Origin of the sequence: uncultured Bradyrhizobium sp. (assembly GCF_947648125.1) — a bacterium.
GTDB lineage: Bacteria > Pseudomonadota > Alphaproteobacteria > Rhizobiales > Xanthobacteraceae > Bradyrhizobium.
In genome coordinates this window covers 271,557-294,586 of sequence record NZ_CANSMR010000002.1, presented here as the reverse complement: position 1 = coordinate 294,586, position 23,030 = coordinate 271,557, and the positions used below count along the sequence as shown (strand labels likewise).

At 64.9% G+C, this 23,030-nt stretch carries 19 protein-coding genes; 6 read left to right on the top strand and 13 right to left on the bottom strand.

What is annotated here, in order from left to right:
• Positions 1-2: 2 nt before the first annotated feature.
• From Q0030_RS04930 to Q0030_RS04915, 4 genes are read left to right on the top strand one after another with little or no spacing between them, the layout of a single operon-like run.
• Complete coding sequence (locus Q0030_RS04930) at positions 3-3,287, top strand: efflux RND transporter permease subunit (RefSeq protein WP_298363582.1); 3,285 nt, start codon at positions 3-5, stop codon at positions 3,285-3,287.
• A complete protein-coding gene (locus tag Q0030_RS04925) occupies positions 3,288-4,775 on the top strand; it encodes an efflux transporter outer membrane subunit (RefSeq protein ID WP_298363579.1) in 1,488 nt (495 codons plus the stop codon). It abuts the gene before it with no gap.
• Between the two features lie 8 nt (positions 4,776-4,783).
• Entirely contained in the window at positions 4,784-5,083 is a 300-nt protein-coding gene (locus tag Q0030_RS04920) for a hypothetical protein (protein WP_298363578.1), read from the top strand.
• An 11-nt stretch (positions 5,084-5,094) separates the two neighbouring features.
• Positions 5,095-5,445 carry a BA14K family protein gene (locus tag Q0030_RS04915; RefSeq protein WP_298363577.1) on the top strand — a complete coding sequence of 117 codons (351 nt, stop codon included), beginning with the start codon at positions 5,095-5,097 and terminating at the stop codon, positions 5,443-5,445.
• A 4-nt stretch (positions 5,446-5,449) separates the two neighbouring features.
• Here Q0030_RS04915 and Q0030_RS04910 read toward each other — a convergent pair whose 3' ends face one another.
• From Q0030_RS04910 to Q0030_RS04855, 12 genes are all read right to left on the bottom strand, one after another.
• Positions 5,450-6,127 (bottom strand): hypothetical protein, encoded by a 678-nt coding sequence (locus Q0030_RS04910; RefSeq protein WP_298363575.1) that lies wholly within the window; start codon positions 6,125-6,127, stop codon positions 5,450-5,452.
• Between the two features lie 324 nt (positions 6,128-6,451).
• Positions 6,452-8,242, bottom strand: coding sequence for an adenylate/guanylate cyclase domain-containing protein (locus Q0030_RS04905; protein ID WP_298363573.1), 1,791 nt, complete (start codon positions 8,240-8,242; stop codon positions 6,452-6,454).
• Between the two features lie 330 nt (positions 8,243-8,572).
• Positions 8,573-9,664 (bottom strand): response regulator, encoded by a 1,092-nt coding sequence (locus tag Q0030_RS04900; protein ID WP_298363572.1) that lies wholly within the window; start codon positions 9,662-9,664, stop codon positions 8,573-8,575.
• A complete protein-coding gene (locus tag Q0030_RS04895; protein WP_298363570.1) occupies positions 9,661-10,101 on the bottom strand; it encodes a response regulator in 441 nt (146 codons plus the stop codon). The genes Q0030_RS04900 and Q0030_RS04895 overlap by 4 nt, the downstream gene beginning before the upstream one ends.
• Complete coding sequence (locus Q0030_RS04890) at positions 10,098-11,636, bottom strand: CHASE3 domain-containing protein (protein ID WP_298363568.1); 1,539 nt, start codon at positions 11,634-11,636, stop codon at positions 10,098-10,100. The genes Q0030_RS04895 and Q0030_RS04890 overlap by 4 nt, the downstream gene beginning before the upstream one ends.
• 108 nt (positions 11,637-11,744) lie before the next feature.
• On the bottom strand, positions 11,745-13,103 hold the full coding sequence (gene accC / locus Q0030_RS04885) for an acetyl-CoA carboxylase biotin carboxylase subunit (RefSeq protein WP_298363566.1): 1,359 nt from the start codon (positions 13,101-13,103) through the stop codon (positions 11,745-11,747).
• Between the two features lie 24 nt (positions 13,104-13,127).
• On the bottom strand, positions 13,128-13,625 hold the full coding sequence (gene accB, locus Q0030_RS04880) for an acetyl-CoA carboxylase biotin carboxyl carrier protein (RefSeq protein WP_298363564.1): 498 nt from the start codon (positions 13,623-13,625) through the stop codon (positions 13,128-13,130).
• Positions 13,626-13,677: 52 nt separating this feature from the next.
• Positions 13,678-14,139, bottom strand: coding sequence for a type II 3-dehydroquinate dehydratase (gene aroQ, locus Q0030_RS04875; protein WP_298363562.1), 462 nt, complete (start codon positions 14,137-14,139; stop codon positions 13,678-13,680).
• Positions 14,140-14,446: 307 nt separating this feature from the next.
• Positions 14,447-15,304, bottom strand: coding sequence for a DUF1236 domain-containing protein (locus tag Q0030_RS04870; RefSeq protein ID WP_298363560.1), 858 nt, complete (start codon positions 15,302-15,304; stop codon positions 14,447-14,449).
• A gap of 125 nt (positions 15,305-15,429) precedes the next feature.
• Positions 15,430-16,362: a hypothetical protein gene (locus Q0030_RS04865; RefSeq protein WP_298363558.1), complete on the bottom strand. Its 933-nt coding sequence runs from the start codon at positions 16,360-16,362 to the stop codon at positions 15,430-15,432.
• 133 nt (positions 16,363-16,495) lie between these two features.
• A complete protein-coding gene (locus tag Q0030_RS04860) occupies positions 16,496-17,263 on the bottom strand; it encodes a DsbA family protein (protein ID WP_298363556.1) in 768 nt (255 codons plus the stop codon).
• An 86-nt stretch (positions 17,264-17,349) separates the two neighbouring features.
• Positions 17,350-18,771 carry a M48 family metalloprotease gene (locus Q0030_RS04855; RefSeq protein WP_298363555.1) on the bottom strand — a complete coding sequence of 474 codons (1,422 nt, stop codon included), beginning with the start codon at positions 18,769-18,771 and terminating at the stop codon, positions 17,350-17,352.
• 225 nt (positions 18,772-18,996) lie between these two features.
• Between Q0030_RS04855 and Q0030_RS04850 the strand changes: the two genes are divergently transcribed.
• Positions 18,997-20,184 carry an aminotransferase class I/II-fold pyridoxal phosphate-dependent enzyme gene (locus Q0030_RS04850; protein WP_298363554.1) on the top strand — a complete coding sequence of 396 codons (1,188 nt, stop codon included), beginning with the start codon at positions 18,997-18,999 and terminating at the stop codon, positions 20,182-20,184.
• Between the two features lie 184 nt (positions 20,185-20,368).
• Positions 20,369-21,703, top strand: a complete 1,335-nt coding sequence (locus Q0030_RS04845) for a dicarboxylate/amino acid:cation symporter (RefSeq protein ID WP_298363553.1) — start codon at positions 20,369-20,371, stop codon at positions 21,701-21,703.
• Between the two features lie 14 nt (positions 21,704-21,717).
• Here the strand turns inward: Q0030_RS04845 and Q0030_RS04840 are convergent, their stop codons facing one another.
• On the bottom strand, positions 21,718-22,950 hold the full coding sequence (locus Q0030_RS04840; RefSeq protein WP_298363552.1) for an FAD-binding oxidoreductase: 1,233 nt from the start codon (positions 22,948-22,950) through the stop codon (positions 21,718-21,720).
• Between the last annotated feature and the right edge of the window lie 80 nt (positions 22,951-23,030).

Sequence of the window (23,030 nt, the reverse complement as noted above, 5' to 3'; positions counted from 1 at the left end):
CCATGGATCCGTCAACGCCCTTCATTCGCCGGCCGGTCGCAACCACGCTGTTGACGTTCGGGCTTGCGGCGGCCGGCCTTGTCGCGTTCTTCAAGCTGCCGGTGTCGCCGCTGCCGCAGGTGGATTTTCCGACCATCTCGGTGCAGGCGACGCTGCCCGGCGCCAGCCCGCAGGATGTCGCGACCACGGTTGCCAGTCCGCTTGAGCGGCATCTCGGCCAGATCGCCGATGTGACGGAGATGACGTCGTCGAGCTCGGTCGGCTCGACCCGGATTACGCTGCAGTTCGGTCTCAACCGCGACATCAACGGCGCGGCGCGGGACGTGCAGGCCGCAATCAATGCCGCGCGGGCCGATCTGCCGACCAGCCTGCGCAGCAATCCGACCTACCGCAAGGTCAACCCGGCCGATGCGCCGATCCTGATCCTGACGCTGACGTCGGATACGCTGACGCGCGGCGCGCTCTACGATGCCGCCTCCACGGTGCTGGCGCAGAAGCTGTCGCAGGTCGAGGGCATCGGTGAGGTCGTGGTCGGCGGCAGCTCGTTGCCCGCCGTGCGCGTCGATCTGATCCCGCAGGCGCTCTACAAATACGGCATCGGTCTGGAAGACGTCCGCGCGGCGCTGTCGAGCGCCAACGCCCACAGCCCCAAGGGCGGCATCGACGTCGGCGACCAGCGCTACCAGGTCTACGCCAACGACCAGGCCAACAAGGCCGACGATTACAGATCATTGATCGTGGCCTACCGCAATGGCGCCCCGGTTCACCTCTCCGACGTCGGCGAGGTGGCCGACGGCGTCGAGAACCTCCGCAATGCCGGGCTCGCCAACGGCAAGCCCGCGGTGCTGCTCATCCTCTACCGGCAGCCGAACGCCAACATCATCAGTACCGTCGACCTGGTGAAGGCGCTGATGCCGCAGTTGCAGGCCTCGATTTCGCCGGCGATCGACATCGGCCTTGCGGTGGATCGCTCGACGACCATCCGCACCTCGCTCCGCGACGTCGAACGGACGCTGGTTCTGGCGGTGATACTCGTCATCATCGTGGTGTTCGCGTTCCTGCGCAATTTGCGCGCCACCTTCATTCCGGTGGTGGCGGTCTCGGTGTCGCTGGTCGCAACCTTCGGGGCGATGTACCTGATCGGCTACAGCCTCGACAATCTGTCGCTGATGGCGCTGACGGTGGCGACCGGCTTCGTGGTCGACGATGCCATCGTCGTGCTGGAGAACGTCACGCGCTACATCGAGGATGGCCTGAGTCCGCTCGAGGCGGCGCTGAAGGGCGCCAACGAGGTCGGCTTCACCGTGCTGTCGATGAGCATCTCGCTGATCGCGGTGTTCATCCCGATCCTGCTGATGGCCGGCATCGTCGGGCGGCTGTTCCGTGAGTTCGCGATGACGATCTCGATCTCGATCCTGATCTCGCTCGCGGTGTCGCTGGCGACCACGCCGATGATGTGCGCCGTGCTGCTCAAGCCGGACAGCGGTGGCCACGGCCGGCTCTATTGGGCCAGCGAGCGCTTCTTCGAGGCGATGCTGAATTTCTATCGCAGGACGCTGACCGCGGCGCTGCAGCATCCGCTGTCGGTGATGCTGATCCTGGCGGCGGTGTTCGGCCTCAACTTCTATCTCTACGACGTGATCCCGAAGGGCTTCTTTCCGCAGCAGGACACCGGCCGGCTGGTCGGCTCGATCCAGGCCGACCAGAGCGTGTCGTTCCAGCTGATGCAGCAGAAGCTCGCGCAGTTCGTCGGCATCATCCAGAAGGATCCGGCGGTGGAGACGGTGGTCGGCTTCACCGGTGGCGGCCAGACCAATTCCGGCTTCGTGTTCGTCTCGCTGCGTCCGCTCGACCAGCGCAAGATCGGCGCCGATGGCGTGATTTCACGGCTGCGCCGCGAGATGGCGGTGGTGCCCGGCGCGAGCCTGTTCCTGCAGGCGGTGCAGGATATCAGGGTCGGGGGCAGGGCCTCGAACGCGCAGTATCAGTACACGCTGCAGGGCTCGACGCTGGAGGAGCTCAATGACTGGACGCCGAAGATCGCGGCGGCCTTGCAGCGCGATCCGAACCTTGCCGACGTCAACAGCGACCAGCAGAACAAGGGCCTCGAATCCGACCTCGTGATCGACCGTGACGCCGCGGCTCGGCTCGGCATCACGGTGAGCCAGATCGACAACACGCTCTACGACGCCTTCGGCCAGCGTCAGGTATCGACGATCTATGTCGCGCGCAACCAGTACCACGTCATCATGGAGGTCGCGCCGCGCTACTGGCAGAACCCCGAGGCGCTGAAAGACGTCTACATCAGCACGTCAGGCGGATCGGTCGGCGGCTCGCAATCGACCAACGCGGTGGCCGGCACCGTGGTGGCGCCGGGAGCCTCGAGCGCGGCCAGTTCGGCCAATGCCCAGGCCGCGCGCAACCAGGCCACCAATTCGATCGGCTCGACCGGGAAGGGCGTGGCCTCGACCGGATCGGCCGTCTCGACCAACAGCGAGACCATGATTCCGCTGTCGGCGGTGGCGGCGTTCAAGCAGGGTGCGACGCCGCTTGCGGTCAATCACCAGGGCCTCCTGGTCGCCAACACCATCTCGTTCAACCTGCCGCCGAACGTGTCGCTGAGCACCGCGGTCGGCAGCATCGAGGCGACCATGAACCGGATCGGCGTTCCGGCCACGATCCGCGGCACATTCCAGGGCTCCGCGAAAGCGTTCCAGGATTCGCTCAGCAACCAGCCGTTCCTGATCCTGGCCGCGATTGTCACGATCTACATCGTGCTGGGCGTGCTCTATGAGAGCTACGTCCATCCGCTGACCATCTTGTCCACACTGCCCTCGGCAGGTGTGGGTGCCTTGCTGGCGCTGATGGCATTCAAGACCGAGTTCAGTATCATGGCGCTGATCGGCGTCATCCTGCTGATCGGCATTGTGAAGAAGAACGCGATCATGATGATCGACTTTGCGCTGGACGCGGAACGCAGGCGCGGGCTGGAGCCGCTCGAGGCGATCAAGGAGGCATGCCTGCTGCGCTTCCGTCCCATCATGATGACCACGATGGCCGCACTGCTCGGCGCGGTGCCGCTCGCCATCGGGATGGGCGACGGCGGCGAGCTGCGGCAGCCGCTCGGCATCGCCATCGTCGGCGGCCTGATCCTGAGCCAGGTCCTGACGCTCTACACGACGCCGGTCATCTACCTCTATCTCGACCGGTTCCGCTTGTGGGCCCAGCGCGTCCGCCGCGGCGGCGCCATGCGGATGCCGGGCTCCTCACTTCAACCGGGCGAGTAAATGCCGACAGGTGCAGCGTTGCATAGTCTTCGAATATTGCGGAAACCGGTCCGGTTTCGCCGCGTGGCGGCGTTCGGCGGGCTCGGCCTTGGTCTGAGCCTTGGCCTGACCGGTTGCATCCCCGGGGTGGAGAAACCCGAGCTCAGCCTCGAAGTGCCGGCGAGCTATCGCGCCGCAGCCAAGGGCGATGCCGACGCCGCCGTTCCGGCGCTCGCCTGGTGGCGCGGCTTCCGCTCGCCCGAGCTGACCGGGTTGATGGAATCCGCACAGCAGTACAATCTCGATATCGCGGTGGCGATCGCCCAGATCGTGCAGGCCGACGCGCAGGCCGGCGTGTCCGGCGCCGCGCTGCTGCCGTCGATCTCGGGATCGGCGAATGCCGAGCGTCAGAAGGTCGCGACGGGATCGAGTTCGGCGCTTGGCGGCAGTAGCGGCACGTTCTCGCAGTTCAATCTGGGGCTGAGCGCGAGCTATATCGTCGACTTCTGGGGCAAGAACCGCGCGACGCTGTCGGCGTCGGAAGAGAGCGCGACGGTCGCCCGCTACAATCGCGAGGTGGTCGCACTGACCACGATGGCGACAGTGGCCAATACCTATTTCCAGGTGCTGGCGGCGCAGGACCAGATCAAGGCCACCCGGCGCAATCTGGCGGCGGCCGAGCGCATCCTGGCTTTGATCAAGTCGCAATTCGCCGGCGGCACCGCCTCGCAACTCGACCTGTCGCAGCAGGAGGCGCTGGTCGCCACGCAGCGCGCGGCGATCCCGCCGCTCGAGGTGACGCTGGGACAGAACACCGCGGCGCTCGCGCTGCTGGTGGCGCGCGCACCGGCTGATTTCGCGGTGCGCGGCGGCAGCACCACGCAGATCTCGGTGCCGCGCATCACGCCGGGGATGCCGTCGGAACTGCTCTACCAGCGGCCCGACGTCCGCCAGGCCGAGGCGCAGCTCGCGGCCTCCAATTTCAGCGTCGACGCGGCGCGCGCGGCGTTCTTCCCGCAGATCCAGCTGACCGGCACCACGGGCTTCCAGAGCGCGGCGCTCGCCTCGCTGTTTGCGCCGGGCGCCTGGTACTACACGCTCGCCGCCGGGCTGACCCAGCCGCTGTTCGACGGCTTCCTGCTGGAGAGCCAGCTCAAGCTCGCCAAGGGCCAGCAATTGCAAAACCTGCAAGCCTATCGCAAGGCGGTGCTGTCGGCCTTCGCCGATGTCGAGAAGGCGCTGATCGCGTTGCAGAAGTATACGTTGCAGGAGCGGCTGCAGTCCGACGTGGTGGCGAGCTCGCGCAAGGCGTTCGAAGTCTCCGAGACGCAGCTGCGCGGCGGCACGGTCAATCTCATCACGGTGCTGCAGACACAGCAGACGCTGTTCACGGCCGAACTCAATTTGGTGTCGGTGCGGCTCAACAAGCTGCTGGCAGCGAGCAGCCTGTTCCAGGCGCTCGGCGGCGGCTGGACGCCGGCCGGCACGCTCGCGGCGGCAGTGCCATGAGGTCGGTCATGCAGCGGTTCGTCACACTGTTCGTCGTTACTCTCGTCATCGCGCTCGGCGCGGCCCGTGCGCAGCAGCGGCCACCCAACAGCATTCCGCTCGCTTTCGGCATGAGCGCCGACCAGGCCAGCCAGTCGCTGGGCGTTCCGCTGAACTACGTTCGCGGCACGCCGGGCAATGAATTGTTCGTCGCGCTGCCCAATGTCAGGGGCAGCGTGCTGTCGCGACGCAGCGACGGGCTCTATCTGCAGTTCGGCAAGGGGCGCCTGATCGCCTGGAAGGGCGACTGGGGGACCATTCCGCAATGAGGGCCATAGCCATGACCGCCATCAGAGCATTGATCGCCTGCGCCGCCATCGCGCTCGGCACGGCCGCAGCCTCGGCCCAGAACTTGGCCCAGGACCTCGCACCGCAACGGCCGCTGCGTTACGGCAGCACCGGCGGTGCGTATTTCGACGGCAGGGACGACAACCGCGATTTCCGCAGCAACGGCTCGTTTCCGGGCAGCTTTGCCGCCGATCCCTTCAGCGCGGGCTTCGGCGCGGCGGGTCTGTTCGGCTCGACGCCGTATCACTCCGCGCGGCCCTATCCGTCGCAGGTGATCTTCGGCGCGCCATGTCAGGATTGCCGTCCGCATCGCACGCGGCGGCACCGCGATCGGTCTGAATAAGGGTTTAGCCCTTGCGCAGAAGGTCGTCGATAATGCGCAGCTTCATCCAGCCGGCTTTGTCGATGATCTCCCTGCGCAGCGTGTCCTTTTCCATCTCATATTGGTCGCGCGAGATGTCGCGGTCGGCGCTCGCGGTGTCTCCGAACGTCTTGAGCAAGGCGTTGTGCCGCGCCTCCCACCCGACCACATGCTCGGTCATGAGCTGCGTCACCGCCGGAAGGAAGCCGGGATGGCCTGCCAGGCCGCATGTTTCCGTGGTCTGCGGATCTTCCGCCAGCATGATCACGTTCCACTCGTCGTAGCCGATCAGATCCAGCTGCGCGTAGAGAAACGCGCCGTGCGGCCCGTCCCAGATCTTGTGGTCGATGACCAGGAACGGCAACGCACGGCAGTGGCCGTGGCGCGCCGTCATGTCGCGGTTGAAACTCTCGGTGCGCTCCTGCAGCCGTTGGTTGGCCGCAGCGAACACGGCGAGGCGATTGTCCGCCGTCGGCACGATGCTGGCTGCGTCGTCGGGCGCGAACCCCGCATCGCGCAGCATCGGCCCGATCCGCGGATCCTCCCACTGCCTCTTGTGAAAAGCGGGTGCCGCGCCGCCGGCACCCGGTGCCGGACGCAAGGGCTCCCTAGGATCGCTTAACGCCGCCTGCTTCTTTCCAAAAACCACCCTGCGCTCGAACATCGTGCCGTTCCTGCCAAGCTGGGGGAAAAGCATGGCAAACAACGCCCAGATTTGTCTTAACCGGTCAGGGCAAGCGGCTGCGATCGAACAACAGGGTGGCGCGGCCGTTAAGGCCAACGCGAAAATGCGATCAATCCGCCGGCGGCAGCGGCCTGGGCCGTGAACCCATAAATCGGCCGAGCTGACGGCTCGCGAGAGTCCGCTATGTCCTGGTAGCAATCAAAATTCCGCATCGCAGCGAAAATGACGTGATGGGCCAATTGCGGAAGTGGCTCGCCACGGTCGTAACGATCTCGAGACACCCCAAACGTAGCTGGCGCGTGGCTATTCCGGCAATCCGGCGCGTCGCAGGCCTTCCGCATATCTCGCAAGATCGTCGGGGCGGCGCAGCGGTACGTGATCGGTCAATCTGGACACTCTGAACGCAGGATCGATTTCCAGCATTCGCTTCGCCGCTTTCTGGGCCCGCTCCAGTTGACCGGAATTTCCGGCGCTGGTCGCGATAATTCTAATGGCGGGCAAGAAGTTCGGATCTTCCCGCGAGGCTTTCTCAGCCCACAAGACCGACTCGTCATATCGGCCGGCGACAAAATGGGCGAGCGCCGTAGCCGTCTGCATCGAGTAGAGACTGGGGTCGAGCGGGCTCAACCGCATGGCGTGAGCCAAATGCTCGATCGCCGTTTCTGGCTCTCCGCGGAATGCCTTGAGCAGGCCGCCGAATTGCCACGCGGAGGAGAGATGCGGATTGAGCGCAAGCGCCCGTTCAATCAGGTCAGCGCCTTCCTCCGGTTCGAAAACGACCCGCGCGAGAGCGTACCCGGTCCGGGACAGAACTGCCGCGTCGTCTCTTCCCAGTTCCACGGCCCGCCGAGCCTGCTTGGCGGTCTCGGCCGATTCCATTGCAACATCGGCCATCCAGCCGTTTGCTTTTCGCAAGGTAAAGCATCGCGCCAACATCGCGTGTGCCAGTGCAAAATTGGCGTCGATCTCAATGGCTTTGTAGAAGAGCCGAAGCGCTTCCTCGTTCTCGTCCTTGGTTGCGCCTTCGACGACCGCCAGCCCGCGAAGGTAGTAATCATAGGCATCCAGCTTTTCGGTCAGCTTTCGCTTGGAGCGTTCGATCTCGGCCTGGTCGAGCTTGGGTGCAATCGCGGCAACCACGCTCATGGTAATCCTGTCCTGAAGATCGAACACATCTTCGAGCGATCCGTCGAACTTGTCGGCCCACAGATGCGCGCCGCTCGCGGCATCGATCAACTGCCCGGTTATCCTGACCCTTCCTCCCGCCTTGCGGATGCTGCCTTCGAGCACATAACGAACGCCGAGCTCCTGGCCGACCTTCTTGATGTCGACCGCTTTGCCCTTAAAGGTGAAGCTCGAGTTGCGCGCGATGACGAACAGCGACTTGAAGCGCGACAGTGCAGTGATGATGTCCTCGACGATTCCGTCTGCGAAGTATTCCTGCTCCGGATCGCCGCTCATGTTCTGAAATGGCAGGACGGCGATGGAGGGTTTGTCCGGGAGCGGCAGTGCGCTGTCGCTGCCGGGCGCCGCCGCGAAACTCGCTGTGTCCGCCGTCGTCGCTCCCTTCGAGGTGACGGCATAAGCCCTGACCGCTTCCTCGATGTTCTTGACCTGCCGGGCGCCAAGGTCGGTGAACGTCAGGGGCAGAATTTTTCTGACCTGATCATAGGCAACGCTGGAGATGCAGGTGCCGCCGGCGCTGGCGATGGCTTGCAGCCGTGCGGCGATGTTGACGCCATCGCCAAAGAGATCGCCTCCTTTGACCATGACATCGCCGACATGGATTCCGATCCGGAAATTGATGTGACGCTCGGGTGGCAGGGGGACATTGGCTCCGGCCAGCGCAGCCTGCGCCTCGACCGCACATTGGATGGCATCAACGGCGCTGCCGAACTCGGCCAGCACGCTGTCGCCCGCGGTGTTGGCGATCCGGCCGCGATGGGAAGCAATCAACTCGTCGAGAATGGCGCGCCGCTCTGTCAAATCCCTGAGGGTTCTGACCTCGTCGGCCCCCATCAGGCGGCTATATCCCTCGACATCAGCCGCAAAAATCGCGACCAGCCTGCGCTCAGCGTCGATGGGCTTGGCCAAGATGCGCTCCCTGTTCCGGCTCGCAGCCTATCGCGGGATGACGTGTCATGACACTTCAAACATCGAGATGACCCCGGGATGCGGGGCGAGGCCTCCACGTCCGAGAGCGGGCATTCGCGACAGGGCCGGGCCAGCAGCAAGTCCGGCAATGTCCGTTATGCCGCCGGAAGCTGAAGTAAATTCAGAGCATTAGCAGGACCGCAACCGGCCATTGCGGGTTGGTGGCGCTGCCGGAGACGTGATTCACGCTCCAAAACAGGAGCCTCGAATCCTGCGCTACGAACTCAGCGACTACGAATGGACCGCCGTCAAGCCGAATGATTCCACGCTCTAACTGGCAGCCGCGCTTGTCGATTTCGCCGGCGCCGGGGTGACGCGGGCGAACCGCACCACGAAGCGGGTGCCCTTGCGGCTGGGGTCGCGCTCGACGCTGGCGTCGAGCTTGACGGCCATCGCCGCGACGATGCGCTGGCCCATGCCGGTGCCGCGTGGATCGGCCTTGTCGGAGAAGCCCACGCCTTCATCGCTGATCGCAAGCTGCAAATCGTCCGCGTCCGGCTTCAGCTCGACATGGATCGGGCCGGCGCCGTCGGGATAGGCGTATTTCACGGCGTTCATCACCAGCTCGTTGACGATGATGCCGATCGCGACCGCACGGTCGGGATCGATCTCGACCGGGTCGGCCTTCAGCGTCAGCCGCGACATCTTGTTGCCTTCGGCCGATCGCCTGAGATCCTCGAGCAGCGCCTCGAGATACTGGTTGAGCATCACCGTCTTGAAGTCGTGCGAAGTGTAGAGGCGTCGGTGCACCTGCGCGACGGCGGCGACGCGGCCCATCGCATTGGTGAGCGCTGCCTTGACATCCTGCTGGGTCGAGGAATTGGCTTGCAGATGCAGCAGCGAGGCAATGATCTGGAGCGAATTGCCGACGCGATGGTTGACCTCGCGAAGCAGAACCTCGCGCTCGGCAGCGAGCGCGGCGTAGCGGTCGCGCGAGGCGTGCACCTCGGCCTCGGCCTCGTCGCGCGCCTTCTGGATCGCGGCGCGCCGGACCGCGCCGTTCACCGCGACCTGGAGCAGGGGGATGAATTCTCCCCTAACGTCCTTGACCAGATAGTCCGCCGCGCCGGCCTTGAGCGCGGTGACGGCAATTGCCGAATCCTGCGAGGCGGTGACGAACACCACCGGCGGTGCGTCCGCAATCTTGAGGATCTGCTCCAGCGTCTCCAGCCCATCGAGGCCGGGCATGTACTGGTCGAGCGCGACGACGTCGATGCCGCCCTGGGCGAGCCGGTCGAGGCCGTCCTGGCCGCTTGCGGCGTGCACGACCTTGTAGCCTGCGCGCGTCAGCCCGCGTTCGACCAGGCGCGCCAGCGCTGCGTCGTCGTCGATATAGAGCAGTGTCGGCGTTGCGCTGGTCATAGGGAAGCTGGCGGCACCTGAATCACGGAAAAGAACAGGCCAAGCTGGCGAATGGCGTTGGCAAAGCTTTCGTAGTTCACCGGCTTGGTGATGTAGACATTGCAACCAAGTTCGTAGCAACGCTTGATCTCATGGGAGTCGTCGGTGGTGGTCAGCACGACTACCGGCGTCGACTTGAGATGCTTGTTCTCCTTGACCCGCTTCAGAATGTCGATGCCGGTCATGTCAGGCAGATTGAGATCAAGCAGGATGAGCAGGGCCTGGCCCTTGCGCTCGACCGCGCTGCCATCCTTGCCGAACAGGTAGTTCACGGCCTCTGTACCGTTGGTGAACGGGATGATCTCATTGTTGACACCTGAGCGCCGGATATTCCGCTCAATCAGGCGGGCATGGCCCTCGTCGTCCTCGATCATGATGATGGTGACTGGATCGCTCATGATTCCTTGTCCCGGTTCTTGCCTGAGTTCTTGCCTGACCATTTGATAGGCAGCGTGATCGTGAACGTGCTACCGTTGTGAAGTTCCGATGCTACCGACATGGTGCCGCCCAGTCTGCGCACAAGTGCGCGGACATGGGCAAGCCCGATGCCCTGACCGGGCTTGTCCTGGGTTCCGGCACGGCGGAACAGATCGAAGATGCGCTGGTGGTCCTTCGGATCGATGCCGCGGCCATTGTCCGTCACCTCGAAGATCGCAAAGCCCAGCTTGGTGCGGCCCTCGATCGAGATCTCGCCGGGGACACCGTCCTTGAGGTACTTGAGCGCATTGTCGATCAGGTTGGAGAAGATCTGCTCCAGCGCGAGGCGGTCGCTGACGATATTCGGCAAGGCGCCGACCTCGACGGCCGCATTGGCCTCGGCCGCCTGATGCGCGACCGTCTTGACGATGCCCTCGATCAGCTCGCGGAGATCGATCCGCTCCGGCTTGAACTCGCGGCGGCCCTCGCGGGTGAGATTGAGGATGGCGCTGATCAGGCGGTCCATCTTGGCGATCGACGATTTGATGAATCCGAGCGATTCGTTGAAATCGTCGGAGAGCTGCTTGTCGGAGCCCTCGAGCTCGGGCTCGGCCAAGTCGGTCGCGTCTTCCATCGCCGGCGCCAGCGATGCGGTACGATTGAGCGTGGCGATGCGCTTGAAGATGTCGCCGCGCAATTCCTCCAGCTCGCTGGTGAAGCCCATGATGTTGACCAGCGGCGAGCGCAGGTCGTGGCTGACGATATAGGCGAAGCGCTGGATTTCCTCGTTGGCCTCGCGCAGGTCGGCGGTCCGCTCGTCGACGATGGTTTCAAGATTGACGTAGTTGTCGCGCAGCTTGGCCTCGGCTTCGTCGCGCGCCCGCGACGATTGCCGCAGCAGCACGAGAGAGAGCACGGCGAGCGCCAGCACCATGCAGGAGCCGGCGATGGTGACGGAGGAGGCGAGCACCTGGGTCCGGTCCGCGGTCGCGGTGCGCGCCGCCAGCAGGCGATCCTCCTCGGTGCGCATGTCGCGGCCGATCCGGGCGATCGCTTCCAGCGCGTCGGTCGATGTGCTCTTGCGCAGGACGTCGACGCTGGTCGCGGTGTCGTTGTTGTTGACGCGTTCGATGCTGAGGGCGAACTCGGCCAGCCGCTGCTCGACGGCGGCTTTCAGCTTCGCGGCATTGGCGACCTGCGCCGGATTGTCGACGGTCATCATCTGGAGATGGCCGAGCGCGGCCGGGAGCGCTGCCGCGGCCGACTGGTACTCGGACAGGTATTGTGGTGCTGACGTCAGCAGATAGGCCCTGGTCGCGCTTTCGGCGCGCCTGATGTCGACCAGCAGGCTGGCAACCTGGCTCTCGACCTCGACCGTATGGACCACCAGGGCGTTGTCTTCACGCGCCTTGTTGACCAGCAGGACGGACGCCACGCTGACCGCGACCAGCACGAAAAATCCCGCCGAGAGCAGCAGGATCTGCAACGTGGACCGGCGTCGTGAAACCGGTGTCACGACGATCTCTTCGCGGGAGTGGGATTCAATGCGTCCCCGTGGAAAGCCAATAACCCTTCAGTACGTTAGTACGTTTGAGCGGGGCGCTGGGTTCCACTGAGTTCCAAACTATTTCGGGGCGTCGGGTGGCTGGCCGGCGAGGTACTGCTCCAGCCAGTGGATGTGATAGTCGCCCTCGATGATGTCGGGCTCGCGCACCAGAGCGCGGAACAGCGGCAGCGTCGTCTCGATGCCGTCGACCACCATCTCGTCCAGCGCCCGGCGCAGCCGCATCAGGCATTCGCCGCGGGTCTTGCCGTGCACGATCAGCTTGCCGACCAGCGAGTCGTAATAGGGCGGAATCACGTAGCCCTGATAGACGGCGGAATCGATCCGCACGCCGAGCCCGCCCGGCGGATGGAATTGCGTGATCCGTCCGGGCGAGGGACGGAAGGTCTGCGGGTTCTCCGCATTGATGCGGCACTCGATGGCGTGGCCGATGATCGCGATATCGCTTTGCTTGGCCGGAAGCTCGCCGCCGGCGGCAATCCGGATCTGCTCCAGCACCAGATCGATATCGGTGATGCTTTCGGTGACGGGATGCTCGACCTGGATGCGCGTGTTCATTTCGATGAAATAGAACTCGCCGTCCTCGTAGAGGAATTCGATGGTGCCGACGCCGAGATACTTCATGTCCCGCATCGCCTTGGCGCAGGTCTCACCGATCCTGGCGCGCGCCGCGGCCGCGAGCACGGGCGAGGGGCCTTCCTCCCAGACCTTTTGGTGACGACGCTGCAGCGAGCAGTCGCGCTCGCCGAGATGGATGGCGCCGCCGCGGCCATCGCCGAGAATCTGGATCTCGATGTGGCGCGGCTTCTGCAGGTATTTCTCCAGATAGACCGAGGCGTCGCCGAATGCCGACTTGGCCTCGTTGGCCGCCGTCGTGAGCGCCAGCGCGAGGTCGGCCTCGGTGTGGGCGACCTTCATGCCGCGGCCGCCGCCGCCGGCCGCCGCCTTCACCAGCACCGGGAAGCCGATCTCCTTGGCGATCGCCATGGCGTCGTCGTCCGGCGTCACTGCGCCGTCCGAGCCGGGCACCACGGGGATGCCGAGGCGCTTGGCGGTCTTCTTGGCTTCGATCTTGTCGCCCATCAGGCGGATATGCTCGGCCTTCGGTCCGATGAAGCCGAGATTGTGGTCGGCGAGGATCTCGGCGAAGCGCGCGTTCTCGGACAGGAAGCCGTAGCCGGGATGCACGGCGTCGGCGCCGGTGATCTCGCAGGCGGCCAGCAGCGCCGGGATGTTGAGATAGGAATCCTTCGACGGCGGCGGCCCGATGCAGACGCTCTCGTCGGCGAGCCGCACATGCATGGCATCGGCGTCGGCGGTGGAATGCACCGCGACGGTGGAGATGCCGAGCTCCTTGCAGGCCCGGAGCACGCGAAGCGCGATCTCGCCACGATTGGCTATGAGGATCTTGTCGAACATCGCAGCGCCTGACGTTGACGGAAGCTATTCAATGATCACGAGCGGCTCGCCGAATTCGACGGGCTGGCCGTCCTCGACGAGGATCTGCGTCACGGTGCCCGCGCGCGGCGACGGAATCTGGTTCATCGTCTTCATCGCCTCGATGATCAGAAGCGTCTGGCCGGCCGTGACCTTGGTGCCGACTTCAATGAACGGCTTGGCGCCCGGTTCCGGAGCCCAATAGGCGGTGCCGACCATCGGCGAGGGCACGGCGCCAGGGTGCTTGGCGAGGTCGGTGGCGCCAGCAACGGCGGCAGCCGGCACTGCCACCGGGGCGGCAACCGCATGCCCGGCTGACGGCACGGATGCGGCGATGCTGATGTTGCGTGCGACCCGGACGCGCAGGCCGGCGCGCTCGATCTCGATCTCGGTGAGGTTGGTCTCAGCAAGCAGCAGCGCGAGCTCGCGAATGAGGACGCTGTCGTCGCTCTTGGAGTCGTTCTTGGACTTTGCGGCTGATTTGTCGTCTGGCTGGCGCGCCATGTTATTTGATCCGAAATCTCTGTCTGGTGACGGGGAACGTCAGGATTGACGATTAAGTCTTTGCCTTCGCACCGATCCTGGTGGCGAGGCCGATGATCGCAAGCCGGTAGCCGTCGATGCCGAAGCCGCAAAGCGACGCGAAGGCGGCTTTAGCAGTGAACGAGTGGTCCCGGAAGCTCTCGCGGGCGTGGATGTTGCTGACATGAACCTCGACGGCGGGGATCTTGACCGCGACCAGCGCGTCATGCAGCGCGATCGAGGTATGGGAGTAGCCGCCGGCGTTGATGATGATGCCGACCGCCTTCTTGGCGTGGGCCTCATGGATGAAGTCGATCAGTTCGCCCTCGCGGTTGGACTGCCGGCAATCGGCGGTCAACCCGAACTGCCGCGCGGTGTCCGCGCACAGCTTCTCGACGTCGGCGAGGGTGGCATGGCCGTACATCTCCGGCTCGCGCGTCCCCAACAGGTTGAGGTTCGGGCCGTTCAGCACATAGATCGTTCCGGCAGCAGCCATTCCAGAGATTCCTGCCAAGGGTTCCGGCGAAGGGGAAAGTGGGCCGGGTTATAGGTAACAACCGGCCGCAGGGGAAGTCTTTAGGTGAAATCGGAACGTCTTCAACAGCTTCCTCCGCTCTGTTAGATAGCTGCCGTAACCTACGGAAATTGCTGATTAACCAAATCTGACGGAAGACGCTCCAGGGCGACACTTCCCGCCCGCCGTCCACCGCTGTGATGGGGGCCGAATGCAAAACCCCGCCCCTGAGGGGGCGGGGCTGAGATTGATGCGAGGGCCCGTCATGGGGTCCTCGCGCCGGGGCCGGTCAGCCCTCGATGATGTAGACGATCTCGTGGGTCTCCGGCTGCACGATGATGTAGCGGCCGTGGACCAAGATGAACTCGTAACCGCGCCACTGCGGGTAGATCGTCACCACGCGCTCCGGCACCGGATAGAAGTGCACGTCAGCCGGGACGCGGGTGCCCACCGACACGTTGAAGTTCACGTTGGTGGTTTCGGTCACATGCTCCGACCTGATCGCGGTCGAGATCTGGGTGCGCTTCTCGGCCGGCGGAGCCGCGGTGGCCGACGTTGCCGCGTTGCCGGTCGTGGTCTGGGTGCGGCTGGTGTCGTTGGTCTGGGCGCGGTTGGTGTCGGTCGGGCTCTTGGTCTGAGCGTTCTGGTTGGTGGTGGCGCCGCTCTTCTCGCGGCTCTCGGCGGCGTTGTTCATCTTGCCGCTCTTGTCATGCTCCTCGGCCTTCATGTTGCCGGTCTTGTCGCGGCCTTCGGCCTTCATGTCCTTCGGGCCTTCCTTCGAACCTTCCTTGGCGCCCTTGGTCGCATCGTTCTCCGAGCTCATGCCCTTCGACTTCTGCGTATTGTCCTGCGCACCCTTGGTGGCGGCGCCGGACTTTTCGGACTCGGCGCCCTTCATGCCCGACTGGTCACCCTTCATTCCTGAAGAAGACTCACCGGTCGTGGAGTGCTCGGAACCGTTCATGCCGCCCGTATCGCGCTGCATGGTGCCCGACGATGCGCCACCGGACGGTGCGCTGTGCTGCACGGTCGCGCCGCCACCGGCCCCGGATTCCTTGTTGGCGCCACCGGCGCCCTGTGCATTCGCAAATCCAGTACCAGTGATCAAAGCCGCCGCAGCAACCGAAATCAGAAAGCGGTTCATCATCATATTTCTCCTCGTTCTTCAGCATTGCCCGCGCCGACAACGGGAGAGGATGTGCGATGTTCCTGTTGATTTGCGGTTCCTTGCGGTTTGTTTCTTGTGTGAATGCGCGATGAACAATCTGCGCTTCAACCGCAAGCCCAGTCGAACTCCATGCTCGCAAGATCGAGCTGGCCGTTGCCGCCGCCGAAATTGAAACCGCCGAAATGCTCTTCGATCTCGAGATAGGTCGCGCTGTATTTCGGCGTCCACTGGTTCGAAAACATCGTGCCGCCGAGATGGTTGCGGCCGTGCAACCGCTCGAGGCCGCGTGCATTGCCTTGCTCGCCGTAGGGCGCGATGTAATCGCCGAGCTCATCCTTGTGCAGCAGATCATCGCGCGGCGGCTTGCCGATATTGGGATCGTCGTCGCGCGGCGCAAGGGCGATGCCGTAGGCGTGGTGCCCGGTCTCGGGGACGCCGCCGAATAGGCGGTACCAGTATGTCTTCTCCAGCTCGTCGATGCGGCTGGTGCGGCTGGCGTTGACGTCGAACACCGTGCGCGCCGTGCCCTTCGCGAGCCAGCGCGGAGGCGAATTGGCTTCAAGCAGCGGATTGCCGGCAAGCTCCGGCGGTTGGCACAGCGGTCCTGCGAACTCGGTGTCCGTGAGCCAGATCGCCGCGAAATTGTGGTCGATGATGTCCTTCATCCGAAATTCCATCGGATGACGGTTCTGCCGATAGGCGAAGTAGGGCAGCAGATTGGGATCGGACGGACGCGCGATGCTCTCCGCCGCGAGATATTGCGCGACCGTGTCGATCTCGACGGGTTCGTCATATTGCTGATCGGCGAACATCGCGAGCGCGACATAGGCGTCGCCCTTGGCGCGATACTGCGCCGGGACACGCAGCGTGAAGCAGTGCTGCATCGGAAAGCCGTCATGGGGACTGAGCGGCCATTGCTCGGTGCGAATGCCCGGCGGCAGGCCGTAGCACCAGCCGTGATCGTGGTCGGTGCCGCGCTGTGGCGCCGTCTTCAGCAGCGTGAGATCGTAGCCAAGGGTTGGCGGGGCCAGGGACATGGCGCGCGGCTTCCGTTGTTGGTGATGCCCCTTGGTTGCAGCCAGCGCGGAAGCGGTTCGGCGCCGCAAATAAAAAATCCGGCTGCCTGGCAGCCGGATTTTTCTGAATGGATGAGTGCTGTCGAAGCGACGATCAGCAGGTCGCCTTGCCGCAGCGGGCAATGCCGATCTTCTCCTTGAGACCGTCGACGCCGACCGCGCCGATCACGACCTGCTTGCCGATCACGTAGCTCGGCGTGCCGTTCATGCCCATGGATTCGGCGAGGCGGAAGTTCTCCTCGATGGTCGCCTTGACCTCGGGGCTTGCCATGTCCTTCTCGAGCTTGGTCATGTCGAGACCAACTTCCTTGGCGACCGCCAACGCGCGGGCCTTGTCGGCGGCGCCGCGGCCGCCGAGCAGCTTCTGGTGAAACTCGAGATACTTTTTGCCGGTCGGATCCTGCATGCGCACGGCGACCGCGACCTGCGCGGCCTCGACCGAGCCCTGGCTCAGCACCGGGAATTCCTTCAGCACGACCTTCAGCTTCGGATCCGACTTCATCAGGTCGAGCATGTCGGACATCGCGCGCTTGCAGTAGCCGCAATTGTAATCGAAGAACTCGACGAAGGTGACGTCGCCGTCCTTGTTGCCGAGCATGACGCCGCGCGGCGAATTGAAGATCGTGTCGGCGTTCTTGGCGACGCTCTGCTCGTGCTTCTCGGCTTCGGCGGCAGCCTGCCGCTTGCTGAGCTCATTCATCGCCTCTTCGAGCACCTCGGGATGCGCGATCAGGTAGTTGCGCACGATGGTCTCGATGTCGCCGCGCTGGGTGTCGTTGAAGCTCTGCGCGGACGCAGTCAGCGGCGCGGCGCAAATGCCGAGCGCGAGCAGGGCAGGGGCGAGAAAACGAAGCGCTGGCATGACAAAATCCTTGTTCGAGGTGGCCCGAAATACGGCAGGGCCGCGGGCCGGTTTCGGTGATCGTTGTATGGAACTACGGTTTATTTCTAGTTGTTTTTCTGACCCGGCATCGGCTTGGCGCTCACAATGTCGTCAGCTTTGACCCAGCCGGGCGTGCCGATCGCGAACCGCGTCTTGGCGCGCGAGGCAAGTTCGCGGGCGGTCTTGTTGTCGCCACGGAGATAGGCGGCCTGGGCCGAGGCAAGGTCGGCCTGGGCATAGTCGCCCTTGCGGCCGTAGGCCATCGCGAGCTGGGTATAGCCGAGCGGCGCCTCCGGCTCGCGCGCCACGGCGTTGCGCAGCATGCTGATCGCGTCGTCGGTGTAGGCCTTGTTGTCGGAGGCGACCAGGGCCTGGCCGAGCAGCATCTCGATCAGCGGTGAGCTGCTGGAGAGCTGCACCGCGCGGCGCAGCGGCGCGATGGCCTCCGCGGGCCGGCCGCCTTCGAGCAGCGCCTGGCCGCGCAATTCGTAGAAATAGGGATTGTTGGGCTGCACCTGGATCAGGCCGTCGATCTGCGCGATCGCCGAACGCAGATCGCCATGCAGGTAGGTGGTGATCGCGCGGGCATAGCGCGCCGGCAGGCTGGTGTTGGACAGCGGATAGCGGCGGTAGACCGTGTCCTGCCGTTCCATGAAGCCCGAGATCTTGGCGCGCATCATGTCGTGACGCAGCTGCAGCGCCGGATCGTCCTTCTTGTCCCAATAGGGGCTCGAGCGCGCCAGGTCCGCCAGCGCCGAGACGCGATCCACCGGCATCGGGTGCGACTGCAGATAGGGGTCGGCACCGCGCGCGGCGAACAGGCTCTCGTCGGTGAAGCGCTTGAACGTCTCGTACATGCCCTTGGCGGACTGTCCGGTCGCGTTGAGGAACTTGACGCCGGCGCGGTCGGCGTTCTCCTCCTGCTGGCGCTGGTAGGACAGCAGCGTGCGCTGAATGACCGACTGCGGCGCCGAGATCGCGGCGGCTCCGGCGCTGGAGAGGCCGTTGCCAACGCCGCCGCCCGCGGCGCCTGCGGCCAGCGCACCGACGCCGAGCAGCATCGCGATGATCATCTGGGTCTGCGCCTGCGCCAGCTGCTCGCGCATCTTGGCAAGATGGCCGCCGGCCAGATGCCCGGTCTCATGCGCCAGCACGCCGATGATCTGGTTCGGCGTCTCCGATTGCAGCAGCGCGCCGTAGTTGACGAAGATGCGGCGGCCGTCGGCGACGAAGGCGTTGAACGAGCCGTCGTTGATGATCACGATCTGGATGTTCTGCTTCTCGAGACCCGCGGCGCGCAGGATCGGCCGCGTATACTCGCGCAGCAGCTGCTCGGACTCGGTGTCGCGCAGCACCGGCGGGCCCTTCTGCTGGGCCCGCGCAGGGACGACGGGACCAACGGCGAGCGCAGCCGCGGTGAGCAATGCGGTCAGCTTGAACGCAGTCAGCTTGACGGTTCTGGTGCGAAGCGTGAGGCGGAACAGCATGGGCGATCTATCGGCGATGGCCGGCCGCGCCGGCGCAAAGCCGGGTTCCCGGCCGGACCGGATCAGGCGCGTGGCACAGTCTGTTGTTTTTGCAGTTCTTCTTCACGCGAACCGGGTATGCACTTGGCCTGAAAGCGTTATAAGGAGCCACCGAATGCGGCCAGTCTGGGGCGGTAGCCGGTGTGGAACCCGAATTCGGCAACGGCCGTGCCATAGCAGAAATCCATGCGTGAAGCGACACCGAGAGACCGTCTGAACAGCCTGTTGACAGCTTCCGGCCGGAGCGATGTTCCGCCGTTCATGGTGATGGACGTGATGGCCGCCGCGGCGCGAATCGAGGCCGCGGGCGGCCATGTCATCCACATGGAGGTGGGGCAGCCCGCCGAGGGGGCACCGAAGGAGGCGATCGCGGCCGCACAGGCCGCGCTTGCCGGCGGCCGGATCGACTACACTTCCGCGCTCGGCATTCCCTCGCTGCGTGCGCGCATCGCCCGGCATTACCGCGACACGTATGGCTGCGCGGTCGATGCGGAGCGCATCATCGTCACCACGGGCTCGTCGGGCGGTTTCATCCTGGCGTTTCTTGCGATGTTCGAGCCGGGCGACCGGGTCGCCGTCACCGTGCCGGGCTATCCGCCTTACCGGCATATCCTGACCGCGCTCGGCTGCGAGCCCGTGCTGATCGAGACCTCCGGCGACACCCGCCACGCGCTGACCGGGGAGGCGCTGCTGGCCGCCCATCGCAAGGCGCCGCTGAAGGGCGTGCTGGTCGGCAGCCCCGCGAACCCGACCGGCACGATGATGTCGCGCGAGGCGCTGGCGAACCTGATGGCGGCCGCCGACAGCGCGGGCATCCGCTTCATCTCCGACGAGATCTATCACGGCCTCGACTATGCGTTCCCTGCGGTGACGGCGGCGGAGCTGTCGCCGAACGCGCTCGTGATCAACTCGTTCTCGAAGTACTTCTGCATGACCGGTTGGCGCGTCGGCTGGATGGTGGTGTCCGACGTGCTGGTGCGGCCGATCGAGCGGCTGCAGCAGAACCTGTCGATTTCGGTGCCGACCTTGTCGCAGATCGCGGCCGAAGCGGCCTTCGAGGGCCGCGAGGAGATGGAGGCGATCAAGCGCGGCTATCAGGAGAACCGCCGCATCCTGATCGAAGGCCTGCCCAAGGCCGGGCTGACCAAGTTCCTGCCGGCCGATGGCGCATTCTATCTCTATGCCGACGTCTCCGACTTCACCTCCGACAGTTTCGCCTTCGCCAGCGAGATGCTCGAGAAGGCGCATGTCGCGGCGACCCCGGGCGTCGATTTCGATCCGATCCACGGCCGCGCCTTCATCCGATTTTCCTATGCGCGTTCGGCGGCCGAGATGCAGGAAGCGGTTGCACGGATCGCGCATTGGCTTAAATAGCCCGCAATCTTCAAGAGCCCTCCGCCTTGTCGGTTAGATCGGTTTCGAAGCGCTGGCCCCGGTTTCGGCGGATCAGCACGCGACAGATCGCCGCGGATAAACGGCAGGGCCCACACAGTTCCATTTGACTTGAACGGCCAAGTTGATCTTGGCTATTTCCGCCATTTCTGAGGGGGAGTGACACATGGCAGCGGCAACCGTTGCCACGGCTTCACCGGCGTCCGCCGGTAGCAAGCCGTGGTACAAGATTCTCTATGTCCAGGTGCTGATCGCGATCGTGCTCGGCGCGTTGGTTGGCTGGTTGTGGCCCGCCATTGCCACCAACGACTGGATCAAGGCGCTCGGCGACGGCTTCATCAAGCTGATCAAGATGGTGATCGCGCCGATCATCTTCTGCACGGTGGTCTCCGGCATTGCCCATATCCAGGATGCCAAGAAAGTCGGCCGCATCGGCGTCAAGGCGCTGGTCTATTTCGAGGTCGTCTCGACCTTTGCGCTGGTGATCGGCTTGCTCATCGGCAATATCGTGAAGCCGGGCGCGGGCTTCGGCAATGCGGCGGCGAACGCCCAGGCGGTTGCCGGCTATGCCAAGCAGGCCGAGGCGCAGAAGAGCGTCGACTTCGTCCTGCATATCATTCCGGACACCGTCGTCGGCGCCTTCGCGCAGGGCGAAATCCTGCAGGTACTACTGTTCTCGGTGCTGTTCGGCTTTGCGATCATGGGCCTCGGCGAACGCGGCCACACCATCCGCTCGTTCATCGACGACGCCGCGCATGCGGTGTTCGGCGTGATCTCGATCGTGATGCGGGCGGCGCCGATCGGCGCGTTCGGCGCGATGGCCTTCACCATCGGCAAGTTCGGCACCGGCGCGATCCTCAATCTGATGGGGCTGATCGCGACGTTCTACCTGACCGCAGCCTTGTTCGTCCTCGTGGTGCTCGGCATCATCGCGCGGATCGCCGGGTTCTCGATCTTCAGGTTCCTGGCCTACATCAAAGACGAACTGCTGATTGTGCTCGGCACCTCGTCTTCCGAGAGCGCACTGCCGTCATTGATGGAGAAGCTCGAACGGCTCGGCTGCTCGAAGTCAGTGGTCGGCCTCGTGGTGCCCACGGGCTATTCGTTCAACCTCGACGGCACCAACATCTACATGACGCTGGCGACGTTGTTCATTGCGCAGGCGCTGGGCTACGACCTCTCGTTCAGCCAGCAGCTCACGATCCTGGTCGTGGCGATGCTGACCTCGAAGGGCGCCTCCGGCATCACTGGCGCGGGCTTCATCACGCTGGCGGCGACGCTTGCGGTGGTCGATCCGCGGCTGGTGCCGGGCATGGCGATCGTGCTCGGCATCGACAAGTTCATGAGCGAATGCCGCGCGCTGACCAATCTGTGCGGCAACGGCGTCGCCTGTGTGATCGTTGCCTGGTGGGAGGGCGAGCTCGATCGCGACAAGCTCAATGCCAACCTTGCCCGGCAGATCGACCCGACCGACATGGAGACTGCGCTGACGACCGATTAAGTCAGCCTCAGCTGTCAGAAGCGATCCAGCCGATACGGCGAGGTGTCCACCGAGGATGCCTCGCCGTTCATCGTTTCGGCCAGCACCCGCGCGGTCGCGGGGCCGAGCGTAAAGCCCTGATGGCCGTGACCGAAATTCACCCATAGCCCGCGATGGCGCGGCGCAGGCCCGAGCACCGGCAGCATGTCGGTGGTGCAGGGGCGGGTGCCGAACCAGGGCTCGGGCTCGACGCGGCTGCCGATCTCGATCAGCTCGCGTGCGGCCGCTTCGGCATAGCCAAGCTGGATCGGCGTCGCCGGCGCATCGGGGCTGGTCAGCTCCGCGCCGGTCGTGATGCGGATCCCCTTGGCCATCGGCGCCATCGCATACCCATTCGCGGTGTCGACCAGCGGCAGGTCGAGCGAGCGGCCGCCCTGATAGTGCATATGGTAGCCGCGCTTGCGCACCAGCGGGATCCGGTAGCCGAACTTGCGCAGCAATTGCGGTGACCACGGCCCGAGCGTGACCACGACGTGGGCGGCGTCGATCCGGCCGCCCGTCGTGTCGACCGACCAGCCGGTTGCGGTCTCCGTCAACGTCTGCGCGTCGCCGCGCAGCAGCGTCCCGCCGAGACGCTCGAACAATCCGGCATAGGCCGAGACGAGACCGCCAGGGTCCGACACGGTCCAGGGCCCAAGCCAGTGAATGGCGCCGGGCAGGTCGTCGCGGAGCAAGGGCTCGGCCTTGGCGAGCGCGCTGCCGTCAAGCACGCGAAACTGCACGCCGAAGTCACGCTGGTTTTCTTCGGCGACGGCGATCGCCTGCTCCAGTGCCGCCGGGTCGCGATGCAGCAGGCGATAGCCGGCGCGGCGGATCAGATTGTCGGCGTGCGCATCGCGGATCAGCGTGTCGTGCTCTGCCGTGGCGTAGGCGATCAGGCGCGCCCAGGCGATGGTGGCTTCGCGGTGCCGCTCGGGCGTCGAGTTCCACCAATAACGCAGCAGCGGACCAGCGTGCTGGGGCAACGATGCCAGGCGATAGCGCACGTCGTTGGTGCGCCCCATCGCGATCCTGGCGAGCGTGGCGGGATCGCGCGGCATCGGATAGGGCCGCACCGCCTCGCTCTGAATGATGCCGGCATTGCCGTAGCTGGTCTCGCGGCCCGGCTCCTTGCGGTCGACGAGCGTCACCGACCAGCCGCGGCGTTGCAAATGCAGCGCCGTGCTGACGCCCACCATGCCGCCGCCAAGAACGATCGCGCTTTGCATTGGGATCCGTCTCCGTCAGGCTCCGTCACGCCGGCGTCTGACGAACGGATGGCCTGTCCAATAAAAACGCCCGGCGTGAA

What these genes read in the sequence shown, in the direction of transcription:
- Q0030_RS04930 (WP_298363582.1), top strand. Translation starts at nt 3, where the DNA reads ATGGATCCGTCAACGCCCTTCATTCGCCGGCCGGTCGCAACCACGCTG.
- Q0030_RS04925 (WP_298363579.1), top strand. Translation starts at nt 3,288, where the DNA reads ATGCCGACAGGTGCAGCGTTGCATAGTCTTCGAATATTGCGGAAACCG.
- Q0030_RS04920 (WP_298363578.1), top strand. Translation starts at nt 4,784, where the DNA reads ATGCAGCGGTTCGTCACACTGTTCGTCGTTACTCTCGTCATCGCGCTC.
- Q0030_RS04915 (WP_298363577.1), top strand. Translation starts at nt 5,095, where the DNA reads ATGACCGCCATCAGAGCATTGATCGCCTGCGCCGCCATCGCGCTCGGC.
- Q0030_RS04910 (WP_298363575.1), bottom strand. Translation starts at nt 6,127, where the DNA reads ATGTTCGAGCGCAGGGTGGTTTTTGGAAAGAAGCAGGCGGCGTTAAGC.
- Q0030_RS04900 (WP_298363572.1), bottom strand. Translation starts at nt 9,664, where the DNA reads ATGACCAGCGCAACGCCGACACTGCTCTATATCGACGACGACGCAGCG.
- Q0030_RS04895 (WP_298363570.1), bottom strand. Translation starts at nt 10,101, where the DNA reads ATGAGCGATCCAGTCACCATCATCATGATCGAGGACGACGAGGGCCAT.
- accC (WP_298363566.1), bottom strand. Translation starts at nt 13,103, where the DNA reads ATGTTCGACAAGATCCTCATAGCCAATCGTGGCGAGATCGCGCTTCGC.
- accB (WP_298363564.1), bottom strand. Translation starts at nt 13,625, where the DNA reads ATGGCGCGCCAGCCAGACGACAAATCAGCCGCAAAGTCCAAGAACGAC.
- aroQ (WP_298363562.1), bottom strand. Translation starts at nt 14,139, where the DNA reads ATGGCTGCTGCCGGAACGATCTATGTGCTGAACGGCCCGAACCTCAAC.
- Q0030_RS04870 (WP_298363560.1), bottom strand. Translation starts at nt 15,304, where the DNA reads ATGATGAACCGCTTTCTGATTTCGGTTGCTGCGGCGGCTTTGATCACT.
- Q0030_RS04865 (WP_298363558.1), bottom strand. Translation starts at nt 16,362, where the DNA reads ATGTCCCTGGCCCCGCCAACCCTTGGCTACGATCTCACGCTGCTGAAG.
- Q0030_RS04860 (WP_298363556.1), bottom strand. Translation starts at nt 17,263, where the DNA reads ATGCCAGCGCTTCGTTTTCTCGCCCCTGCCCTGCTCGCGCTCGGCATT.
- Q0030_RS04855 (WP_298363555.1), bottom strand. Translation starts at nt 18,771, where the DNA reads ATGCTGTTCCGCCTCACGCTTCGCACCAGAACCGTCAAGCTGACTGCG.
- Q0030_RS04850 (WP_298363554.1), top strand. Translation starts at nt 18,997, where the DNA reads ATGCGTGAAGCGACACCGAGAGACCGTCTGAACAGCCTGTTGACAGCT.
- Q0030_RS04845 (WP_298363553.1), top strand. Translation starts at nt 20,369, where the DNA reads ATGGCAGCGGCAACCGTTGCCACGGCTTCACCGGCGTCCGCCGGTAGC.
- Q0030_RS04840 (WP_298363552.1), bottom strand. Translation starts at nt 22,950, where the DNA reads ATGCAAAGCGCGATCGTTCTTGGCGGCGGCATGGTGGGCGTCAGCACG.